The 20294-nt window shown below is 72.5% G+C and carries 20 protein-coding genes; 10 read left to right on the plus strand and 10 right to left on the minus strand.

Features of this window, described 5'->3' with window-relative positions:
• Positions 1-32 precede the first annotated feature (32 nt).
• A complete protein-coding gene (gene greA / locus ACIPPM_RS15575) occupies positions 33-533 on the plus strand; it encodes a transcription elongation factor GreA (protein ID WP_393595585.1) in 501 nt (166 codons plus the stop codon).
• 89 nt (positions 534-622) lie between these two features.
• Here greA and ACIPPM_RS15580 read toward each other — a convergent pair whose 3' ends face one another.
• The 3 genes from ACIPPM_RS15580 to ilvA all read right to left on the minus strand — a co-directional run bounded on the left by ACIPPM_RS15580 (position 623) and on the right by ilvA (position 3917).
• A complete protein-coding gene (locus ACIPPM_RS15580; RefSeq protein WP_401447666.1) occupies positions 623-1480 on the minus strand; it encodes an ABC transporter permease in 858 nt (285 codons plus the stop codon).
• On the minus strand, positions 1477-2478 hold the full coding sequence (locus ACIPPM_RS15585) for an ATP-binding cassette domain-containing protein (RefSeq protein ID WP_401447669.1): 1002 nt from the start codon (positions 2476-2478) through the stop codon (positions 1477-1479). Before ACIPPM_RS15585 ends, ACIPPM_RS15580 begins: the two co-directional genes overlap by 4 nt.
• A gap of 209 nt (positions 2479-2687) precedes the next feature.
• Entirely contained in the window at positions 2688-3917 is a 1230-nt protein-coding gene (ilvA, locus tag ACIPPM_RS15590; RefSeq protein ID WP_401447671.1) for a threonine ammonia-lyase, read from the minus strand.
• Between the two features lie 161 nt (positions 3918-4078).
• Here ilvA and ACIPPM_RS15595 point away from each other — a divergent pair, with 161 nt between their 5' ends.
• The 3 genes from ACIPPM_RS15595 (at position 4079) to ACIPPM_RS15605 (ending at position 5428) form a co-directional block, all read left to right on the plus strand.
• On the plus strand, positions 4079-4573 hold the full coding sequence (locus ACIPPM_RS15595; protein WP_401447673.1) for a MarR family winged helix-turn-helix transcriptional regulator: 495 nt from the start codon (positions 4079-4081) through the stop codon (positions 4571-4573).
• A gap of 124 nt (positions 4574-4697) precedes the next feature.
• Positions 4698-5183, plus strand: coding sequence for a sigma factor-like helix-turn-helix DNA-binding protein (locus ACIPPM_RS15600; protein WP_401447675.1), 486 nt, complete (start codon positions 4698-4700; stop codon positions 5181-5183).
• Positions 5180-5428, plus strand: coding sequence for a hypothetical protein (locus tag ACIPPM_RS15605; RefSeq protein WP_401447677.1), 249 nt, complete (start codon positions 5180-5182; stop codon positions 5426-5428). The genes ACIPPM_RS15600 and ACIPPM_RS15605 overlap by 4 nt, the downstream gene beginning before the upstream one ends.
• Before the next feature lie 12 nt (positions 5429-5440).
• Here the strand turns inward: ACIPPM_RS15605 and ACIPPM_RS15610 are convergent, their stop codons facing one another.
• A complete protein-coding gene (locus tag ACIPPM_RS15610) occupies positions 5441-6598 on the minus strand; it encodes a cystathionine gamma-synthase (protein ID WP_401447680.1) in 1158 nt (385 codons plus the stop codon).
• 130 nt (positions 6599-6728) lie between these two features.
• On the opposite strand from ACIPPM_RS15610, the gene ACIPPM_RS15615 reads away from it, so the two are divergent.
• The 4 genes from ACIPPM_RS15615 to msrA all read left to right on the plus strand — a co-directional run bounded on the left by ACIPPM_RS15615 (position 6729) and on the right by msrA (position 11606).
• Positions 6729-7847 (plus strand): hypothetical protein, encoded by a 1119-nt coding sequence (locus tag ACIPPM_RS15615; protein ID WP_401447682.1) that lies wholly within the window; start codon positions 6729-6731, stop codon positions 7845-7847.
• A gap of 214 nt (positions 7848-8061) precedes the next feature.
• A complete protein-coding gene (locus ACIPPM_RS15620) occupies positions 8062-9696 on the plus strand; it encodes a M48 family metalloprotease (protein ID WP_401447685.1) in 1635 nt (544 codons plus the stop codon).
• Between the two features lie 49 nt (positions 9697-9745).
• Positions 9746-10867, plus strand: coding sequence for a hypothetical protein (locus ACIPPM_RS15625; RefSeq protein WP_401447687.1), 1122 nt, complete (start codon positions 9746-9748; stop codon positions 10865-10867).
• Between the two features lie 73 nt (positions 10868-10940).
• A complete protein-coding gene (gene msrA, locus ACIPPM_RS15630; protein WP_401447690.1) occupies positions 10941-11606 on the plus strand; it encodes a peptide-methionine (S)-S-oxide reductase MsrA in 666 nt (221 codons plus the stop codon).
• A gap of 84 nt (positions 11607-11690) precedes the next feature.
• Here the strand turns inward: msrA and ACIPPM_RS15635 are convergent, their stop codons facing one another.
• Complete coding sequence (locus tag ACIPPM_RS15635) at positions 11691-12734, minus strand: NAD(P)-dependent alcohol dehydrogenase (protein WP_401447693.1); 1044 nt, start codon at positions 12732-12734, stop codon at positions 11691-11693.
• A 179-nt stretch (positions 12735-12913) separates the two neighbouring features.
• On the opposite strand from ACIPPM_RS15635, the gene ACIPPM_RS15640 reads away from it, so the two are divergent.
• On the plus strand, positions 12914-13801 hold the full coding sequence (locus ACIPPM_RS15640) for a helix-turn-helix domain-containing protein (RefSeq protein WP_401447695.1): 888 nt from the start codon (positions 12914-12916) through the stop codon (positions 13799-13801).
• Positions 13802-13865: 64 nt separating this feature from the next.
• Here ACIPPM_RS15640 and ACIPPM_RS15645 read toward each other — a convergent pair whose 3' ends face one another.
• Positions 13866-15113 carry an Ig-like domain-containing protein gene (locus tag ACIPPM_RS15645; protein ID WP_393595602.1) on the minus strand — a complete coding sequence of 416 codons (1248 nt, stop codon included), beginning with the start codon at positions 15111-15113 and terminating at the stop codon, positions 13866-13868.
• A gap of 240 nt (positions 15114-15353) precedes the next feature.
• Positions 15354-15704, minus strand: a complete 351-nt coding sequence (locus ACIPPM_RS15650) for a hypothetical protein (protein ID WP_401447699.1) — start codon at positions 15702-15704, stop codon at positions 15354-15356.
• 110 nt (positions 15705-15814) lie between these two features.
• Here ACIPPM_RS15650 and ACIPPM_RS15655 point away from each other — a divergent pair, with 110 nt between their 5' ends.
• Positions 15815-16165 carry a hypothetical protein gene (locus ACIPPM_RS15655; protein WP_401447701.1) on the plus strand — a complete coding sequence of 117 codons (351 nt, stop codon included), beginning with the start codon at positions 15815-15817 and terminating at the stop codon, positions 16163-16165.
• A gap of 54 nt (positions 16166-16219) precedes the next feature.
• Here the strand turns inward: ACIPPM_RS15655 and hutH are convergent, their stop codons facing one another.
• The 3 genes from hutH to ACIPPM_RS15670 form a co-directional block, all read right to left on the minus strand.
• Entirely contained in the window at positions 16220-17758 is a 1539-nt protein-coding gene (hutH, locus tag ACIPPM_RS15660; RefSeq protein ID WP_401448493.1) for a histidine ammonia-lyase, read from the minus strand.
• Positions 17759-17822: 64 nt separating this feature from the next.
• Entirely contained in the window at positions 17823-18977 is a 1155-nt protein-coding gene (locus ACIPPM_RS15665; RefSeq protein WP_401447704.1) for a diguanylate cyclase domain-containing protein, read from the minus strand.
• A 69-nt stretch (positions 18978-19046) separates the two neighbouring features.
• On the minus strand, positions 19047-19841 hold the full coding sequence (locus tag ACIPPM_RS15670) for an enoyl-CoA hydratase/isomerase family protein (protein ID WP_401447706.1): 795 nt from the start codon (positions 19839-19841) through the stop codon (positions 19047-19049).
• Positions 19842-20294: the final 453 nt, after the last annotated feature.

A 20294-nucleotide genomic window follows, 5' to 3' on the forward strand; every position in this document is an offset into this window, starting at 1 on the left:
TTTGTATTCCCTGTACCGACGAGGAGCACCCTGTGACCCAGACCAGCGAGAACGTCACCTGGCTGACCCAGGAGGCGTACAACAAGCTCAAGGACGAGCTTGAGTACCTTACTGGTCCTGCGCGCACGGAGATCGCGGCCAAGATCGCGGCCGCGCGCGAGGAGGGCGACCTGCGCGAGAACGGCGGGTACCACGCGGCCAAGGAGGAGCAGGGCAAGCAGGAGCTGCGGGTGCGCCAGCTGACCCAGCTCCTGGAGAACGCCAAGGTGGGCGAGGCCCCGGCCTCCGCCGACGGCGCCGTCGCTCCGGGCATGGTCGTCACGATCGCCTTCGACGGTGACGAGGACGACACGACGACGTTCCTGCTCGCCTCCCGTGAATACGCCAGCTCCGATGTCGAGACGTACTCGCCGCAGTCCCCGCTCGGCTCGGGTGTGCTCGGCCACAAGGTCGGCGAGAACGCGGAGTACGAGCTGCCGAACGGCAAGAAGGCCACGGTGAAGATCCTGAAGGCCGAACCGTACTCGGCCTGACCTGGCCCCCTTTTCTTCCGACCGGCCCCCGGTGCCCTAGAGGCGCCGGGGGCTTCGTCGTACCCGGGGGGCCCCGCCACCGCTTCCGTTCAGGCGGTGGCCGAGCGGTACTTGCGGACCGCAAGGGTGCGGAAGACCACGATGATCAGGATCGAGTAGATCAGCGAGGCCCATACCGGGTGCTGCATGGGCCACGCGGTCGACGTGGACTCACCGGGGTTGGCGAACAGCACGCGGGCCGCCTCGACGGTGGCGCTGAACGGGTTCCAGTCCGCGATGTGCCGCAGCCACGGGGTCATGTTGCTGGTGTCCACGAACGCGTTGGACAGGAAGGTCACCGGGAAGAGCCAGACCAGGCCGCCTGAGGTGGCCGCCTCGGGGGTGCGGACGGACAGCCCGATGAGGGCACCGATCCAGGTGAACGCGTATCCGAGCAGAAGCAGCAGGCCGAAGGCGGCGAGGACCTTCAGGGCGTTGGTGTCGCCGTTGGACCCCACCCGCCAGCCGACCAGCAGGGCGACCGCGGCGAGGACCAGCAGGGTGAGCGCGGTCTGCACCAGGTCGGCCAGGGTGCGGCCGGTCAGCACCGCGCCACGCGCCATGGGCAGTGAGCGGAAGCGGTCCACCAGACCCTTGTGCATGTCGTCGGCGATGCCCGCGCCGGAGCCCGCGGTGGCGAAGGTGACGGTCTGCGCGAAGATCCCGGCCATCAGGAAGTTGGTGTAGGCGGTGGCGCTGGTGCTGCCGCCGATCTTCATCGAGCCGCCGAAGACATAGGTGAACAGCACCACGAACATGATCGGCTGGATGAGCCCGAAGATGACCACCTCGGGAATCCGGACCATGCGGATCAGGTTCCGTTGGGCCACGATCAGCGAGTCGCGGACGGCCCGGCTGAAGGGGTTGGCGGGCGCCACGGCCCGCGCGGTGTCACTGACGGCACTCACTTGACGGCCCCCTCGGTGTCGGTGGTGTTCTCGGCGTCCTTGGCGGTGTCCGGGCCGGCCTCGGCGGTGTGTCCGGTCAGGGAGAGGAACACGTCGTCGAGAGTGGGGCGGAGCAGCGCGATGTCGTCTATCTCGATGCCCCGGGTGTCCAGCTCCCGGATGACCTCGGCGAGCAGCTTGGCGCCGCCGGTGACCGGGACGGTGAGCTTGCGGGTGTGCTCCTCGATGGTGGTCTCGCCCTTGCCGAGGGCGCGCAGCACCTCGGCGGTGGCCGCGATCCGGTCCCGCTCGTGCACCACGACCTCGACGCGCTCGCCGCCGGTGCGGGCCTTGAGCTGGTCGGAGGTGCCCTGGGCGATGACCCGGCCGTGGTCGACCACGGCGATGTCGTGGGCGAGGTGATCGGCCTCCTCCAGGTACTGCGTGGTGAGCAGCAGGGTGGTGCCGCCGGAGACGAGCTGCTGGATGACCTCCCAGAGCTGCTGGCGGTTGCGCGGGTCGAGCCCGGTCGTCGGTTCGTCCATGAACATCACGGGCGGCGAGACCACGAGGGCGGCGGCGAGGTCGAGCCTGCGGCGCATGCCGCCGGAGTAGGTCTTGGCGGGGCGGTCGGCGGCGTCGGCGAGGTGGAACTGCTCCAGCAGCTCGGCCGCGCGCTCCTTCGCCGCCTTGCCCCGCATCTGGTAGAGCCTGCCGACCATCTGGAGGTTCTCCCGGCCGGTCAGATACTCGTCGACCGCCGCGAACTGGCCGGACAGGCCGATGGAGCGGCGCACGGTGTCGGGGTGCTTCATTACGTCCACGCCCGCGACGACCGCCTTGCCGCTGTCGGGACGCAGCAAGGTGGTCAGACAGCGGACGGTCGTGGTCTTGCCCGCGCCGTTGGGCCCGAGCAGCCCGAGGACCGTCCCCTCGGGCACGTCGAGGTCGACGCCGTCCAGTGCCCTTACGTCCCCGAAGGTCTTCACCAGACCTTCGGCATAGATGGCGCCCGGCATGATCTCTCCCCGTCGTCGGTGGTGCAGGCAGCTGACTGGCACGCGGACCCGGCACCCCCGGCGAGCGAGCGGTGATCCGGCCCCCACGTCACACACCGTAACGCGATGTATCGCGTCCCTCAACGGGTTTCCGGATTCCTTCCCCGAACGAGTGAACGGTGCCCCGACCGACTCGGCCCGACCCCGCCCGTTCCCCCGTCCGGCGCCGCTCAGTCGATGATCACGTACCCCGACTCCCGCAGGGCGGCGGTGACTTCGGTGCGGTGGGTCGGCCCCTGGGTCTCCAGGTGGAGTTCCACCTCCGCCTCGCTCAGGCCGAGGCGGGGGTCGGTGCGGATGTGGCTGACGTCGAGCACGTTGGCGTCGGCCGCCGAGAGCACGCCGAGCAGGGTGGCGAGGGCGCCGGGGCGGTCGGTGAGGCGCAGCCGGACCGCGAGGTAGCGCCCCTGAGCGGCCATGCCGTGCCGGAGCACCCGCTGCATCAGCACCGGGTCGACATTGCCGCCGGACAGCACCGAGACCACCGGCCCGGTGAAGCCGCCGGGGTCGGCCAGCAGCGCCGCGACCGGGCTGGCGCCCGCCGGCTCCACGACCAGCTTGGCCCGCTCCAGGCACAGCAGCAGCGCGGCCGAGAGGTGGTCCTCGCCGACCGTGCGCACCTCGTCGACCAGCTGCTCCACGATCCCGAACGGCACCACGCCGGGCGTGCCGACCTTGATCCCGTCGGCCATGGTCGCCGGGTTCCCCACCGTCACCGGGTGCCCGGCGGCCAGCGAGGGCGGGTAGGCGGCGGCGCCCTCGGCCTGCACGCCGATGATCCGTACGTCCGGCCGTACCGACTTCACCGCCACCGCGATCCCGGCCGCGAGTCCGCCGCCGCCCATGCCGACGACGATGGTGCCGACCTCCGGGCACTGCTCCAGGATCTCCAGGCCGACCGTGCCCTGGCCCGCGATGATGTCGGGGTGGTCGAAGGGGTGGATGAACACCGCGCCCGTCGCGGCCGCGTACTCCTGGGCCGCCCAGAGCGCCTCGTCCACGACCTGGCCGTGCAGGCGCACCTCGGCGCCGTACTCGCGCGTCGCGCTGACCTTGGGCAGCGGGGCGCCCTGCGGCATGAAGACGGTGGAGTGCACGCCCAGCAGGGAGGAGGCCAGCGCGACGCCCTGCGCGTGGTTCCCGGCGCTCGCGGCGACCACTCCGGCGGCGCATTCCTCGGGGAGCAGTCCGGCGATGCGGACGTAGGCGCCGCGGAGTTTGAACGAGCCCGTCCGCTGAAGGTTCTCGCACTTCAGGTGGACCGGTGAGCCCACCAGCCGGGAGAGGTGCCTGCTGCTTTCCATGGCGGTCGTACGGGCCACGCCCGAGAGCATCTTCTGCGCCCCGCGCACATCGTCGAGGGTGACGGAGCGCAAGGGGTCGGCCGTGCGGTAGCTCATCTCTCAAGTCTCGCAGTTCACGTTCGTCACCGGCGCCGACGGCGGTCGGGAGGGCGGGTTTTACCGGCGCCCGTACGGGCAACCGCCCAGCCGCGTACCCTGTCCCCCAACCCAGCACCCCTTCATGAAGCGAGCCTCCGGCCATGCCCACAACACCTGATATGTCGATGGACATGACAACCGTCGGTGACAGCAGTCTGCTCGACACCCTCCAGCACGAGGTGGCGGTGTTCGCGCGCCGCGCCGAACAGACGCGGCTCGGCGGGGTCGGGCAGGTGCGCAACTCCATGGACCGCGCCGCCTACCTGCTGCTCAACCGGCTCGACAACGAAGGCCCCATGGGCGTCAAGGCACTCGCCGCGAGCATGGGCATCGACTCCTCCACGGTGACCCGCCAGGTGGCCCCGCTGGTCGACGCGGGCCTGGTCAAGCGCACCTCGCACCCCGAGGACGGCCGCGCGGTGGTGCTCCAGCTGTCTCCGCGCGGGGCGACCCGGCTGGCGGAAGTACGAGCCTCGCGGCGCCAGTTGATGGCCGAGCTGACCGAGGAGTGGACTCCGGCCGAACGCGAGAGCTTCTGCGATCTGCTGAGCCGTTTCAACACCGCGCTGTCCGCGCGCATGGCCGTCCAGCCGCAGCCGCCCGCCGCCTCCTGAGGACGCCCCCTCCCGGCTCTTGACCCCCGGGCCCCGGCGGGCCTCAGATGAGATCCGGCCCCGGGCACGCGCCCGGGTGCCACGGGTTCTTCTCGCGCCGCAGGGTGCGCTGGGGGGAGGCGGGGTGCGAGATCGGGCGGCCGTGCGGGATGCCCGCAGGGCACAGGAGTTCGGAGGGTTCGTCGCGGGCGCGGCGGCCCGGCTGCTGCACACGGCCACGCTGCTCACCGCGGAGGAGCCGGACGCCAACCCGCGCGCGCGGCGCCTGCTGACCCGGGCGCTCGCCCACACCTACGCCCACTGGGACCACCCGCCCGGCGAGGACCCCTACGACCGCGCCCGCAGGCACCTGGCGACCGGCTTCGCCCACGCGCCCCGGCACCGCTCCCGCCCGCACGGCCCGCTCGCCGCGCTGACCCCGCGCGAACGGCTGGTCCTGGTACTGCGGCTGTACGAGGGGCTGGCCACCGAGCAGACGGCGACCTTGCTGGGGCTCCCCACCGAGCGGGTGGACGTCCTCTGCCACCGGGCGACGGCCACGGTGCTGCATCCGCCGCCCGGGCCCGCTCCGCGCGGGGCGGGCCCCGTCGTACGACGGCTCCGGCCGTGAACCGGCCGGACCGCGAGGCCGCCGTGCGGCGGCTGATGGAGGCGGTGCCGGTCAGGGTGCCGCCGGAGCTGCCCGGCGAGGCGGTGCGCCGGGGCGCCCGGCTGCTGCGGCTGCGGCGGCACGCGCGCCGGCTGTTGTGGCTGGTGCTGTGCGCGGCGGCGGTGGCGTTCCTCACCTGGGCCGTGCTGACCCGGCCGTGGGCGGAGCCGCCCGCTCGGACGACCCCGCCCCTGTCCGGCTGGTAGGCCGGAGCCCGCTTACTTGCCGAGCGCCTGCTGGAGGTCTTCCAGCAGGTCGTCCGCGTTCTCGATGCCCACGGACAGGCGGACCAGGTCGGAGGGGACCTCGAGCGCCGAACCGGCGGCGGAGGCGTGCGTCATCCGGCCGGGGTGCTCGATGAGGGACTCCACGCCGCCCAGGGACTCGCCGAGGGTGAAGATCTTCGCGCGGTCGCACACCGCGACGGCCGCCTCCTCGCCGCCCGTGACCCGGAAGGAGATCATGCCGCCGAACGCCCGCATCTGCTTGGCGGCGACCTCGTGACCGGGGTGCTCGGGCAGGCCCGGGTAGAGCACGCTGCTCACGCGCGGGTGCCGGGTCAGCATGTCGGCGATCTTCGTGGCGTTCTCGCTGTGCCGGTCCATGCGCACCGCGAGGGTCTTGGTGCCGCGCAGCACCAGCCAGGAGTCGAAGGGACCGGCGACGGCGCCCATCGCGTTCTGGTGGAAGCCGATCTCCTCACCCAGACCCTCGTCGGCGACGATCAGTGCACCGCCGACCACGTCCGAGTGGCCGCCCATGTACTTGGTCAGGGAGTGCACGACGACGTCCGCGCCGAGCGCCAGCGGCTGCTGCAGGTAGGGGGTGGCGAAGGTGTTGTCGACGACGAGCTTCGCCCCGCCCGCGTGCGCGACCTGGGCCACGGCGGCGATGTCGGTGATGCCGAGCAGCGGGTTGGAGGGGGTCTCCACCCAGACGGCCTTGGTGCGCGGGGTCATCGCGGCGCGCACGGCGGCCGGGTCGCTGGTGTCGGCGACGGACCACTCCACGCCCCAGCGGGTGGCGACCTTGGCGAAGAGGCGGAAGGTGCCGCCGTAGGCGTCGTTCGGGATGACGACGTGGTCGCCGGGGCTGAGCAGCGTACGCAGCAGGGTGTCCTCGGCGGCGAGGCCGGAGGCGAACGCGAAGCCGCGGCGGCCGCCCTCCAGCGCCGCGAGGTTCTCCTCCAGCGCGGTCCTGGTCGGGTTGGCGCTGCGGCTGTACTCGTAACCGCCGCGCAGGCCGCCGACGCCGTCCTGCTTGTAGGTCGAGACCTGGTAGATGGGCGGGACGACCGCGCCGGTGAGGGGATCGGCGGTGTTGCCCGCGTGGATCGCCAGAGTCTCGAAGTGCTCGCTGATGTGCCTGTCGCTCATGTGCACCGAGCGTAATGCGCTCGCGGGGGTGCTGCCGGACGCCGGGGGCGCGGCGGGCGGTGGACGGGAGTTTTCCACAGGCTCGGGGGAGGGTTGGCCAACTGTCACCGGCATCTGGTTCGCTTGACGCATGGCGACTCTCTGGCTGCTCCTGGCGCTGGCCCTGCTGGCCTTCGCGCTGCTCCCGCTGATCCGACGCGGGCGCGGCGGGATCGAGCGTGTGCACCCGGACCACCCGGACGCCGCCGACCCCGAGCGGTACGGCTTCCTGCGCCAGGAGGAGCTGGACGTCCGGATGCCGGGCCCGGACCAGGACCTGCTGGACGTGCTGGACGTGGTCGCCCGCACCGGTGACTACCGCGCCGCCGCCCAGCTCCTCGCGGGCACGGAGACGGAGGGCGAGACGCGCTGGCAGCGGGTGCAGGCGTTCGCCGGAGCGGCCTCGCTGGAGCTGCGCGAGCGGCCGGGCGGGATACATGGGACGCCGGGCGGCCAGTGGCTGCGGGTGTGGCGGGCCGAGCAGCCGAAGGACGCGGGCGGCGCGGCGGTGCACGCCGAGTTCCTGGCGCAGCAGGCGTGGCGGACCTCGGTGCCGGGCACGGACGACTTCCGGATCATCATGGAGGAGGCGCGCGACGCGTGTGAGCGGGCCGCGCTCGCCGCCCCCGGCGATCCGGTGCCGCGCATCGTCATGCTGTCCGTGGCGCGCGGACTGGGCTGGTCCCGGCCGGAGTTCGACGAGCTGTGGGGGAAGATCCTCGACGTCGCCCCGCACCACATGGGCGCGCACCTGGCCGCGCTGCACTACACCTGCGAGAAGTGGCACGGCTCGCGCGAGGAGGCGTACGCGTTCGCCGAATCTGCCGCCGCCCGCGCGCCCGAGGGTTCGCTGCTGGCCGCGCTGCCGCTGTTCGCGGTCTTCGAGCATCTGCCGGAGGTGAACCTGGTCGCGGGGTTCTACCGCAGCGAGGTCGTCGTGAAGGCGATGCACGGCGCGCTGCACGCGGTGCACTCCGCCCGGCCGGACGATCCGATGCTCGCGCACGTCCGGCATCTGCTGGTGTTCTTCCTGGTGCGGGCCGAGCGCTGGGCGGAGGCCATGGACCAGCTGGTGCACGTGGACGGCCATGTGGGCGCGCTGCCGTGGAGCCTCTCGGAGGAACCGGCCGAGGAGTTCGCGGTCTACCGGGCCCTGGCGGTCGCGGGCTACGAGGCCAACGGCGGCAACCCGGCGAGCCTCCCGGGCTGACACCGAGCCTCCCCGGCTGACCCCCCGTCCGGCCTCCGCGGAATACGTATTGCCCCACTGACCTGCGGTAGGGCATACTCCGCTTGCCCTGGGCTTTGCTTCTGCTTTGCCCGGGCCCGAGTCCCCCCACACTCAGGCGGCGGCACCGCGCGGCGGTGTGCGCCTCGTTCGTCTTGCTCCGGCCCGGCCCGGATGCCATGGGGGGATCTTTCCGATGGGCGCAACCCTGCGCGCGCTGCGCGCCCTCGTCCTGCTGTCCGGCTTCTACCTGATCAGCCTCGTCCTGCTGGCGGCGCTGGCCGGTACCGACATCGCCCTGTTCCACTGGGGGCTGCGCGGCTTCGGGGCCGTCAAGCTCGCCATCGTCACGGTGCTGCTGGCCGTGCCCGTCGTGCGCGGCATGTTCATGCTGCGCATCCCCGCGGCCGACGACCCGGCCGCCCTCGAGGTCGGCGAGGCCGACGAACCCCGGCTGTGGGCGCTGGTGCGCGAGGTGGCCGACGCGAGCGGCACCCACGCCCCCGCCCGCATCCTGCTCACCCCGGACGTGAACGCCTCCGTACGCGAGGACGCGCGGCTGCTCGGCCTGCGCCCCGGCCCCCGCACCCTCAGCCTCGGCGTGCCCCTGCTGACCGGGCTGAGCGAGGCCCGGTTGCGCGCCGTCCTCGGCCACGAGTTCGGGCACTTCACCGCGGGCGACACCCGGCTGTCCGCGATCGTGGTGCGCGGCCGGGCGCAGATCAGCCGGGTCGTCGAGCAGTTCCACGCCGCCGCCGCCGACAAGGTGGCCGACGAGCGCGAGCGGCAGGAGCGGACCGCCGCCAAACGGATCGCCAAGGGCAGGAAGGCCCGCGAGGTGGACACCCGGCACACCGGCGCGCTGTACCGGGGGATGGCGCGGCTCTACACCTGGTACGCCAAGCTCTATCTGCGCGCCTCCCTGAGCACCGCGCGCGGGCAGGAGTTCGCGGCCGACCTGGTCGCCGCCCGGATCACCGGACGCGACGTCACCGCCTCGGCGCTCCGCGAGATCCCGGTCCTCGTGGCCGCCCACGGCTTCTACCTCGACTCGTACGCGACCCTCGGCCTGCCCGCCCGCACGCTGCCGCCGCGCGGTCAGTTCTTCGGCGGGTTCCGCGAGTTGCTGGCGGCGCGCTCCGCCGAGCTGGAGAAGCTGCGCGCCGGGCTGCCCGAAGAGCCGGAGTCCCGGTACGACTCCCACCCGCCGATGGCCGAGCGGGTGCGCCGTATCGAGACGCTGCCCGCGGACGGACGCCGCTCCGAGGGCGACGGGCCCGCCCTGGCCCTGCTCACCGACCCGGAGCACACCCTGACGGCGCTGGAGGAGGCCGCCCTGACGGTGGAGGCGCTGGGCTTCCGGCGCGCCGCCGACTGGCCGGAGCTGCTGAACGTCGCCATGGCCGAGAACATCACCACCGCGCAGACCCCGCTGCACCGCGCGCTGACCGCCTACAACGGACGCCCCGCGACCCTGGCGGACCTGCTCGACGCCATCGACGAGGGCCGGCTGTGGCGGGTGGCCGAGCGGCTGCCGTTGTCCGAGGAGGCGTCCGCGGCGAAGGGACGGGCGTTCCGCCAGTTCGTGCGGCCCGCGCTGGGCGACTCGCTGCGCACGATGGTGCTGGCCGAGTTCAGCGCGCGTTCGCTGCTGAGCTGGGAGTTCTCCTGGTCGCGCACGGCCACCGTACGGCTGCCCGGCGCGCCCGACGGCGCCGCGGCGAGCCCCGAGGACGCGATGGAGGCCGCCGTGGACGCGGCCCTGGCCGACGTGCCGGACACCGCCCCGCTGCGCGCCCTGCTCCCGCCGACGCTCGTCCAGCCCGTCTGAGCGACCGAACCGCCGAACACCCCCTGACCCGAACGGACCCCACCCGCACATGACCGTCCTGCTCTGGATACTGGCCGCCCTGGCGGTCCCCTTCGTGCTCTTCGCCGCCTGGCTGGCCAAGGTGTTCCTGAAGGAGTTCTTCTCCGGCAACGCGGAGGCCGCCGTCGAGGCCGAGGAGGCCGCCGCGACCGCCTCCGCGAAGGCCGCCGCCTCGACCGCGCTCGGCCTGCTGCCCGCCGAGCGGCAGAACACCGACTCGGCCGGCCCGCCGACCCCGGAGACGACGGCCGCGCTCGCCGCGGTCCGGGACGGCGACTGGCGCCCCGCCGCCGACCTGATGGCGGCCGTCGGCCGGGACTGGGAGCGCCGGTCGCTGCTCACGTTCCGGCTGGCCGACAAGGCGGCCGACGACGACACCTGGCTGCTGGCCTGGGAGGCCGAGCGCCCCGAGGACCCGGACGCGGCCGTGGTCCGGGCCCGCAGCGCGGTGATCCTGGCCTGGCGGGTACGGGGCGGCAAGCGGGCGCAGTACACCACGCACGAGCAGTTCGAGGCGTTCCACCGCACGCTGCTGGAGGCCCGCGAGGAGGTGGCTCGGGCGGCGGCGCTGAACCCGGACGACCCGACGCCGTACGTCGCGGAGATCTGGCTGGCGCTGGGCCTCGGGTACCCCAACGCCAAGATGGACGATCTGTGGACCGAGATCACGGCCCGCGCCCCGCACCACTACGAGGCGCACTTCTCGGCCCTGCAGTACTGGTGCGCCAAGTGGCGCGGCTCGGAGCGGCTGGCGACCGAGTTCGCCGAGCGGGCCGCCGCCGCAGCGCCCACCGGGAGCCTGCTGACGGCGCTGCCGCTGATCGCGCACTTCGAGCACGACGAATCCGACGACACCGCCGCCGACAACACCCCGGTGATGGTGGCGCGGGTGGAGGCGGCCCTGAAGGACGCGGCCGCCGCCGACCCGGAGCACCCGCGCCTGCCGGAGCTGCGCCACCTGCTCGCCTACTACCTGCACCTGCAGGGCCGTGACGAGGCCGCGGTGGAGCACTTCCGGCTGGTCGACGGCCATGTGGACGCGCTGCCGTGGCGGTACCGGAACAACAAGGCGGAGTACTTCTGCGAGGTCCGCGACCGCGCCGTACTGGAGGCCCGGCGGGCCACGGGCTGAACCGGAATTCCAACGGCACGCGGGCCGTTGTACGAAGTGCACGTCCGCACCCGAGACCGACCAGGGAGACCTCATGCTCTTCGGCCGCACACCGCAGTTGCCCACCCCGGAGCAGGCGCTCACGGGGCGGGACGCGCCCGCCTACGAGGTTCCCGCCCGGCACACCGTCCTCGGCAACCAGCTCACCGGCCCCTACCCCGAGCGTCTGGAGGTCGCCGATTTCGGGCTGGGCTGCTTCTGGGGCGCGGAGCGCAAGTTCTGGCAGCTTCCGGCGGGGATCTACACCACGCTGGTGGGCTACCAGGGCGGCTCCACCGAGCACCCCACCTACGAGGAGACCTGCTCGGGCCTGACCGGCCACACCGAGGCGGTCCGCGTGGTCTATGACCCCGAGGTCATCTCGTACGAGCGGCTGCTGAAGACCTTCTGGGAGTCCCACGACCCCACGCAGGGCTTCCGGCAGGGCAATGACGTGGGCACCCAGTACCGCTCCGCGATCTACACCCACACCCCGGAGCAGGCGGCCGCCGCCGAGGCGTCCCGGGCCGCGTACCAGAAGGTGCTCACCGGCTCCGGGCACGGCACGATCACCACGGAGATCCTCCCGGCCGAGGGCCGCCCGTTCTACCCGGCCGAGCCGTACCACCAGCAGTACCTGGACAAGAACCCCGCCGGGTACTGCGGCATCGGCGGCACGGGCGTCTCCTGCCCGATCGGCGTCGCCCCCGCCCAGGGCTGAGCAGACGGCGCTGAGCAGACAGCGCTGAGCACACGGGAACGGGCCGCCCGGCCGGAGCCGGGCGGCCCTTTCGTGTGTCCAGGGTCAGATCGTCGCCGTGTCGATGACGAAGCGGTAGCGCACGTCGCTGGCGGTCACGCGGTCGTACGCGGCGTTGATCTCGTCCGCGCCGATCAGCTCGATCTCGGCGCCCACGCCGTGCTCGGCGCAGAAGTCCAGCATCTCCTGGGTCTCGGCGATGCCGCCGATGCCGGAGCTGGAGATGCTGCGGCGCTGGCCGAACATCGACTGGAGGGTGATCTGCACCGGCTCCTCGGGCAGGCCCACGTTGACCAGGGTGCCGTCGGTGCGCAGCAGGGACACGTACTCGGCGAAGTCGAGCGGCGCCGAGACGGTGTTCAGGATGACGTCGAAGGTGCCCGCCAGCTCCTCGAAGGTCTTCGGGTCGCTGGTGGCGTAGTAGTGGTCGGCGCCGAGCCGCAGCCCGTCGTCCTTCTTGCGCAGGGACTGCGAGAGCACGGTGACCTCGGCGCCGAGCGCGTGGGCGATCTTCACGCCGACGTGTCCGAGCCCGCCGAGGCCGACCACGGCGACCTTCTTGCCGGGGCCGACACCCCAGTGCTTGAGCGGGGAGTACGTGGTGATGCCCGCGCACAGCAGCGGTGCGGCCACGTCCAGCTCCAGCCCGTCGGGGACGCGGACGACGAAGTCCTCGTTGACGACGACGTTCTCGGAGTAGCCGCCGTAGGTGGGCTCGCCCTGCTTGTCGGTGTCGTTGTAGGTGAGCGTGGGGCCGCCGCCGGTGCAGTACTGCTCCAGGCCGGCCTTGCAGTTGTCGCACTCGCGGCAGGAGTCGACCATGCAGCCGACGCCCACCCGGTCGCCCACCGAGAACTTGGTGACCTCGGGGCCGACCTCGGTGACCACACCGGCGATCTCATGGCCGGGGACCATCGGGAAGATGCCCTCGGCCCAGCCGTCGCGGGCCTGGTGGATGTCGGAGTGGCAGATCCCCGCGAACTTGATGTCGATCAGGACGTCATGGGCGCCGACCGGCCGCCGCTCGATCGTGGTCCGCTCCAGGGGCGCCTTGGCGGCGGGCGCGGCGTACGCAGCAACAGTGGTCATGCCAGGGTTCTCCTAAGCTTCGCGGTGGCCCGGACACGGTTTCGACCGGGCACTCCCCCAGAGTGCCCCCATCCCGCGTCCCCACCCAGGTCACGCCTTTTCGTACGACCGGCGTGCCTACCACTGGGAGGGACAGGCTCCGGCGCGTACGACCCGGCGGGGCCCTCGATACTTGAGGCATGGACGAACAGCCGGAGACGGCCGCGAGCCGCCCGCTGGACCGGCGGGCCGAGCTGAGCGAGTTCCTGCGCAGCCGCCGGGCCCGGCTCAAGCCCGAGGACGTGGGTCTGCCCGAGTTCGGCCGGCGCCGCCGGGTGCCGGGGCTGCGCCGCGAGGAGCTGGCGCAGCTGGCCGGGGTGTCGGTGGCGTACTACACGCGGCTGGAGCAGGGCAACGGGCGGAACGTGTCGGCGGAGGTGCTGGACTCCATCGCCCGCGCGCTGCGCCTGACCGACGCCGAGCACGCGCATCTGACCCATCTGGCCAAGCCCGTGCCGCCCAAGAAGCGGCCGCAGGCCCGTCGCCCGCAGGTGCGGACCGCGCTCCAGCATCTGCTGGACTCGATGGACGCGGTACCGGCGTACATCGCGGGGCGGCGCACGGAGATCCTGGCCTGGAACCGGATGGCGACCGCGCTGTTCGGCGACTGGGCGGGGCTGCCGCCCGAGGACCGCACCTGGGCCCGGCTGGTGTTCCTCTGCCCGGAGTACCGCGAGCTGTTCATCGACTGGGAGCAGAAGGCGATCGACATCGTCTGCGGGCTGCGGATGGACGCCGGACGCTTCCCGGACGACGCCCGGCTGGCCGCGCTGGTCGGTGAACTCTCCGTCAAGAGCGAGGAGTTCCGCCGCCTGTGGGCCACCCACGACGTGAAGGAGCAGTTCTACGGCGTGAAGCGGCTGCGGCATCCGCTGGTCGGTGAACTCGCCCTGAGCTTCGAGGGGTTGCGGCTGACGGGCGACGCGGACCTCAACCTGATCGTCTACCACGCCGAACCGGACTCCGCCTCGGCCGAGTCCCTTCGCCTGCTGGCGAGTTGGGGCGCGGCGGCCGTACCGACGCTCTGAGACGAAAGTGCCGCCCCTCACCAGGAGGGGCGGCACTCACGCGCTCAGGGATTCCGGGGTGGGATCAGACGGCCGAACCGGCCTTCCACTGCGCCCAGTCCATGTTCCAGCCGTTCAGGCCGTTGTCGGGCGCGACGGTCTTGTCACCGGTGTTCTTGATGACCACGACGTCACCGACGAGGGAGTGGTTGAACACCCAGGCGGCCGGGGTGTTCGGGTCCTTGGCGCCCTTGGTGTCGGACAGGCCCACACAGCCGTGGCTGGTGTTCTCGCTGCCGAAGATGGACTTGGCGCCCCAGTAGTTGCCGTGCAGGAAGGTGCCGGAGCCGGTGAGGCGGATGGCGTGCGGCACGTCCTTGATGTCGTACTCGCCCTTGCCGTCGTCGTCGGTGAAGCCGACGGTCGCGCCGTTCATCCGGGTCTGCTCGAACTTCTCGGACATGACCATGGTCCCGGCGTACGTCTTGTTCTCCGGGGAACCGGCCGAGATCGGGATCTGCTTGACGACCTTGCCGTCCTGCGTGATCTTCATCTGCTTGGTCTTCGCGTCGACGTACGAGACCTGGTTGCGGCCGACGTGGAAGGTGACCGTCTTCTGCTGGACGCCGTAGACGCCGTCGGCGCCCTCGACACCGTCGAGCGACAGCTTCAGCGTGACGGTGGAGTTCTCCTTCCAGTACGTCTCCGGGCGGAAGTCGATCCGGTTGGCGTTGAACCAGTGGCCGACGACCTCCTGGCCGCTGGAGGAGGAGACGGTGATCCCCTTCTGCACGGCGGCCTTGTCGGTGATCGCCTTGTCGAAGTTGATCGACACGGGCATGCCCACCCCGACGGTGCTGCCGTTGTCCGGGGTGAAGTTGCCTATGAAGCTGTTGGTCGGGGAGACCGTGGTGAAGGAGGCGTTCTCGTGGGCCACGCGGCCCTCGGAGTCCTTGGCCTCGGCGGCGAGCTTGTAGGTCGTCGACCGGTCCAGCTGGGTGGTCGGCTTCCAGCTGAGCTTGTCGGCGGAGAGCGCGCCGTCGACCGGCTTGCCGTCCGCGGTGGTCATGCTCACGCCGGTCAGGGTGCCCTTGGCGACCTTGACCGCGGCCGAGTTGTTGATGGAGGCGTTGTTCGAGCCGTCCTTCGGCGTGATCGTGATCTGAGCCTCGGACGACTTCTGCGCCGCCGCCTCGTCGGCCTGGGCCTGCGAGCTCTCACCGCCGTCGGACGCGTTGGCGTCACCGCCACCGGAACAGCCCGTGAGCACGAGCACGCCACCGAGCAGAGCGGACGCGACCGTCAGGCCGTTGCGCCGCTTACTGTCCGTCATCACACGCTTCTCCATCGTTGCCGAATCCGCCAGAACCCCGAGAGTCCCCGTTGAAATCTTTCAACGCCGGGGCCACGCCTTCCCGTTCCCCGCAAGGGGGTTGTGTGGGGAACGCCACGTCCCCTGCCGGGACGGGCTGTGCGCGGCACTCCGTGCGCCTCTTGTCAGACGTGAAAACCCGGACGGCGGTTGCCGTCCGGGTTGATGCGTGCCCCGAATTCCGCGGCCGATGCCGCCGGTCTACCGCTCGTTCTCGCCGTCCGGCTCCTCGCCGTCCGCCTCATCATCCTCATATAGGTCCCAATCGGGCGAATCCGCGTCGTACTCAGACCGCTCGCTGGACCAGGAGGCTTGCTGGAGTTCCACCCCGGGCACCTCGCTGACCAGGTCGAACGGGTCGACGAGATAGGCCAGCGCCTCGGCGGTGTCTTCCGTCACAGCACCCTCGGCCTGCGTCCGCTCCGCATCCGGCAGCTCCGGGTCGGTGGCGATGCGGCGCAGTGCGGCCTTGGTCAGCTCGTCGTCGTCGACGACCTCCAGGACCAGCTCCACCCGAAGGCGCACAAAACGTGATGTCTCTTCAGCGTCCATGGGGCGAGCCTAGAACCGAAACCTGTCGTGACTTTCCTGTGACCCGCGATTTTCACTAACATCGCTCCACACGGCCAATTCACCAGCGTCACAAGGGGGATCGATACTCCGTGGCATTCGCTCGCCGTCCGTTGATGACCGCCACCGCCGCGGGCACTCTGCTGTGCGCCCTGTGGTTCGTCCCGTCCGCCAACGCCTCGCAGGACGGCCCCACGACGGGCTCGACGGCCGCCGGTACGGCGGTCTCCGGGTCGGCGGACTCCGGTGGCCCGGACTCGGGGATCACCGAGCAGGTCACCACGGTGTCCGGGCTGACCGGTCAGACCGAGTCCGATCCGACCCGGCTGGCGGACACCGGAAGCTTCGACACCACGCCGTACGTGGTCTCCGGCACCCTGTTCCTCGCCGTGGGCGCGGGCTTCGTGGTGTATTCGGTGCGCCGGGAGCGGCTGGAGTTCTGAGAACCGGAACACCGAAAAGGGGCCCCACCCGTAGGTGAGGCCCCTCAGCGGCGGCTAGCGCAGCGGTCCGGTGACCGTCTCGGCGGCCGCGACCAGCCCGCCCCCGCGCACGAAGGCGTCGGCGGCGGCCAGGTCGGGCGCGAGGAACCGGTCCGGACCCGGACCGCCCACCCCGGCCGCCCGCGCGGCCTCGATCACCGCGCGCGAGGCGGGCGCGGGCTCCAGCCCCTCCCGCAGCTCGACGGCGCGGGCGGCCGCGTACAGCTCGACCGCGATGACCCGGGTGAGGTTGTCCACGGCGGTACGCAGCTTGCGCGCGGCCGACCAGCCCATGGAGACGTGGTCCTCCTGCATGGCGGAGGACGGGATGGAGTCGGCGGAGGCCGGTACGGCGAGCCGCTTCAGCTCGCTGACCAGCGCGGCCTGCGTGTACTGGGCGATCATCAGGCCGGAGTCCACGCCCGCGTCGTCCGCGAGGAACGGCGGCAGCCCGTGGCTGCGGTTCTTGTCCAGCAGCCGGTCGGTGCGGCGCTCGGCGATGGAGCCGAGGTCGGCGGCGGCGATGGCCAGGAAGTCCAGGACGTAGGCGACCGGGGCGCCGTGGAAGTTGCCGTTGGACTCCACCCGGCCGTCGGGCAGCACCACCGGGTTGTCGACGGCGGCGGCCAGCTCGCGCTCGGCGACCAGGCGGGCGTGCGCCAGGGTGTCGCGCCCGGCACCGGCGACCTGCGGGGCGCAGCGCACCGAGTAGGCGTCCTGGACGCGCGGCGCGTCGTCCATGTGGTGCCCGGTGAGCTGGGAGCCCTTGAGCACCGCGAGCATGTTGGCGGCGGAGGCGGCCTGACCGGGGTGCGGGCGGATGGCGTGCAGCTCGGGCGCGAGGACCTTGTCCGTGCCGAGCAGGCCCTCCAGGCTGAGGGCGGCGGTGATGTCGGCCGACTTGTAGAGGGAGTCGAGGTCCGCGAGGGCCATGAGCAGCATGCCGAGCATGCCGTCGGTGCCGTTGAGGAGCGCCAGGCCCTCCTTCTCGCGCAGCTCGACCGGCTCGATGCCGTGCTCGCGCAGCAGCTCACCGGCCGGGCGTACGGTCCCGTCGGGGCCCTCGGCGTCGCCCTCGCCCATCAGGGCCAGCGCGCAGTGCGAGAGCGGGGCGAGGTCGCCGGAGCAGCCGAGGGAGCCGTACTCGTGCACGACCGGGGTGATCCCGGCGTTGAGCAGGTCCGCCATGGTCTGCGCGACCTCGGGGCGTACGCCGGTGTGCCCGGAGCAGACCGTCTTCAGGCGCAGGAACATCAGCGCGCGGACCACCTCGCGCTCGACGCGCGGACCCATGCCTGCGGCGTGCGAGCGGACGATGTTGCGCTGGAGCTGCGCCCGCAGCTCGGGGCTGATGTGCCGGGTCGCCAGGGCGCCGAAGCCGGTGGAGACGCCGTAGACCGGATCGGGTTTGGCGGCCAGCGCCTCCACGATCTCGCGGGCCGCGGCGAGCGCGGCCACGGCCTCCTCCGACAGCTCCACGCGGGCACCGGCGCGCGCGACGGCGAGGACGTCGTGCGCGGTGACACCGGTGGTCCCCACCACCACAGAGTGCATATCCATATTCAGGAGCGTACGCATTGAATGCGGTGGTGTCACTACTGGATCGCGTTCGCGCCCCTTACCGGCCCCGGGCCCGGCGGCCCCGGAAGCGGCGGCGCTCGTTCTTCGCGGGCGGCGGGGTCTCGTCCGCCAGCCGCACCACCGGATCGTCCGGACCCTCCCGCCCGGCCACCACCGGCAGGTCCGCGCGCTCGGCCTTGGCCCGGTACTGCGCGGCGTCGGCCAGCCGGAACAGCCGCCGGGCGTCGTGCACCGGACCGATGTCGTGCCCGGTGGACGCGACCCCGCAGGCCACCCCCTCGCCCAGCTCCAGCGCACCGGCCCGGCGGCACAGCTCCCCGGCCGCCGCCACCACGTCCTCCGCCGACGGCCCGAGCGCCAGCAGACAGAACTCGTCCCCGCCGAGCCGCGCGGCGAGCGCGCCCGGCAGCATCGCCCCGCACAGCGACAGCACCGACCCGAACCGCTCCAGCAGCCGGTCCCCCACCTCGTGCCCCTGGGTGTCGTTGACCTTCTTCAGCCCGTTCAGGTCGCACACGACGAGGCTGACCACCGCCCCGTCCGCCCGGTGCTGCGCCACCGCCTCCTCCAGCCGTACGTCGACCGCGCGGCGGTTGGCCAGGCCGGTGAGGGCGTCGGTGAAGGCGAGGCGGCGGACCTCCTCCAGCCGCTCGGTCTGCGCCAGCCCGGCCGCGACGACGGCGGCCAGCACGGTGGCGAAGTCGGCGTCCCCCCGGTCGAAGACCGGCACCCCGGCCGCGCGGGCCACGTACAGCTCGCCCCAGGCCCGGCCGTGCAGCACCACGGGCGCGACGACACAGCAGCCCCGGCCCCGGCGGCGCAGGGCGGCGACCCGCTGGTGGACGTAGCCGGGGGTGCCCGCGGCCGGGCCCCGCGCGGTCTCCACCCAGGCGTTGGGACCGCCGCCCCCGGCCCAGCGTTCGTGCAGGAACTCGGTGATCTCCGGGAACTGGTGGACCGGGTACGCCTCCAGCTCCGGGAACTCCTCCTCGTCCTCGGCGCGCCTGCCGACGTTCACCAGGACCCTGAGCCGCCCCCGCTCCCGCTCCCACACCGACAGCGCGGCGAAGTTCCCGGCCAGCGCCCGGCACGCCCCGAGCGCCGCCGCCCGCCAGGACTCCGGCGCGGTGTGCGCGGCCGCCATGCCCTGCGCCAGCCCCACCACGGCCGCGAGCCGATCATCCTCACCCATCACCCCAGGTTAGGGACGAATGGGCACATCAGGGGCATCGGCGCGGGCGATCAGGTGGTCACCGCGGGCTCACTCGCCCGGCCACTCGGGGGTGCGCTTCTCGTTGAAGGCGGCGACGCCCTCGGCGCGGTCGCCGGAGAAGGCGGTCGCGCGCCAGGCCGCGTCCTCGACGTCCAGGCCGGCCCGCAGGTCCAGGCCCTGGCCCAGGCGGAGGGCGCGCTTGGCGGAGCGGAGGCCCACCGGGGAGTTCTTCGCGATCCTCGCGGCCAGCGCGAGCGCGTCCTCGCGGTCCCGGCCCGCCTCGGTGAGCTGGTCGACCAGGCCGAGCGCGGCCGCCTCCGGCGCGTCCAGCCGTCGTGCGGTGAAGATCAGCTCGGCCGCGCGGGCCGCGCCGACCCGCCTCGGCAGCAGCTGTGTACCGCCGCCGCCCGGGATCACGCCCACGGACACCTCGGGCAGCCCCACCACGGCCGTCGCGTCGGCCACGATCAGGTCGCAGGCCAGCGCCAGTTCGAAGCCGCCGCCGAGGGCGAAGCCGTGCACCGCCGCGATCACCGGCATCGGCAGCTCCAGCACCCCGGTGTACGCCCCGCGCGCCACCGGGCGCTGCCGGACCAGGTCCGCGTCGCTGAACGAGTTCCGCTCCTTCAGGTCCGCGCCGACACAGAACGCGCGTTCGCTGGAGGACGTCAGTACGACCACCCGGGCGTCCCGGTCGGCGGCGAGCGCCGTGCAGGCCGCCGCGAGCGAACGGGCCATCTCCGTCGACACGGCGTTCATCGCCTTCGGCCGGTCCAGCACCAGTTCGGCCACGTGGCCGTGCCTGCGCACCAGCACGAACTCCCCGTACCGCTCCTCGCTCATGCCATCCTCCGGTTAACGCGGGTTAACACACTGTCGGCCCGATCATCGCAGCAGGACCGGTCCCCGGAAAAGAGCGGTGCCCACCCGTTCGGGTGATGACCTGGCCGACCCGGCCCGGACCACTCACACGAGCGCATAGCGTCCCCTTCGGCTGACGCGCCCGGCGGTGCGCGGCCGGGAGGAGCGGAGCGCATGACACCCAGAGAGCGGAAGTCCGCGACGCCTCCACCCCGGCCCCCTGCTGAATCGGTTCCTCTGGTGTCCTCGACCCGCATCCCCACGGACCCGACCAAGCCGCCGGGGGTGTCGTTCCTGGTGCGGACGGGGGTGGGCCGGGGGGTGCCGGTGGGGGGCGCTGAGGGTCGGCCGCAGGCCGGTAGGGAGCCGACTCCGGGTGCCGCACGGGACGGCGCCGAGGGGCGGCCGGACGCAGGGGCGACGCGGGCCGAGACT

Origin of the sequence: Streptomyces sp. NPDC090119, from assembly GCF_044747085.1 — a bacterium.
Taxonomy (GTDB): domain Bacteria; phylum Actinomycetota; class Actinomycetes; order Streptomycetales; family Streptomycetaceae; genus Streptomyces.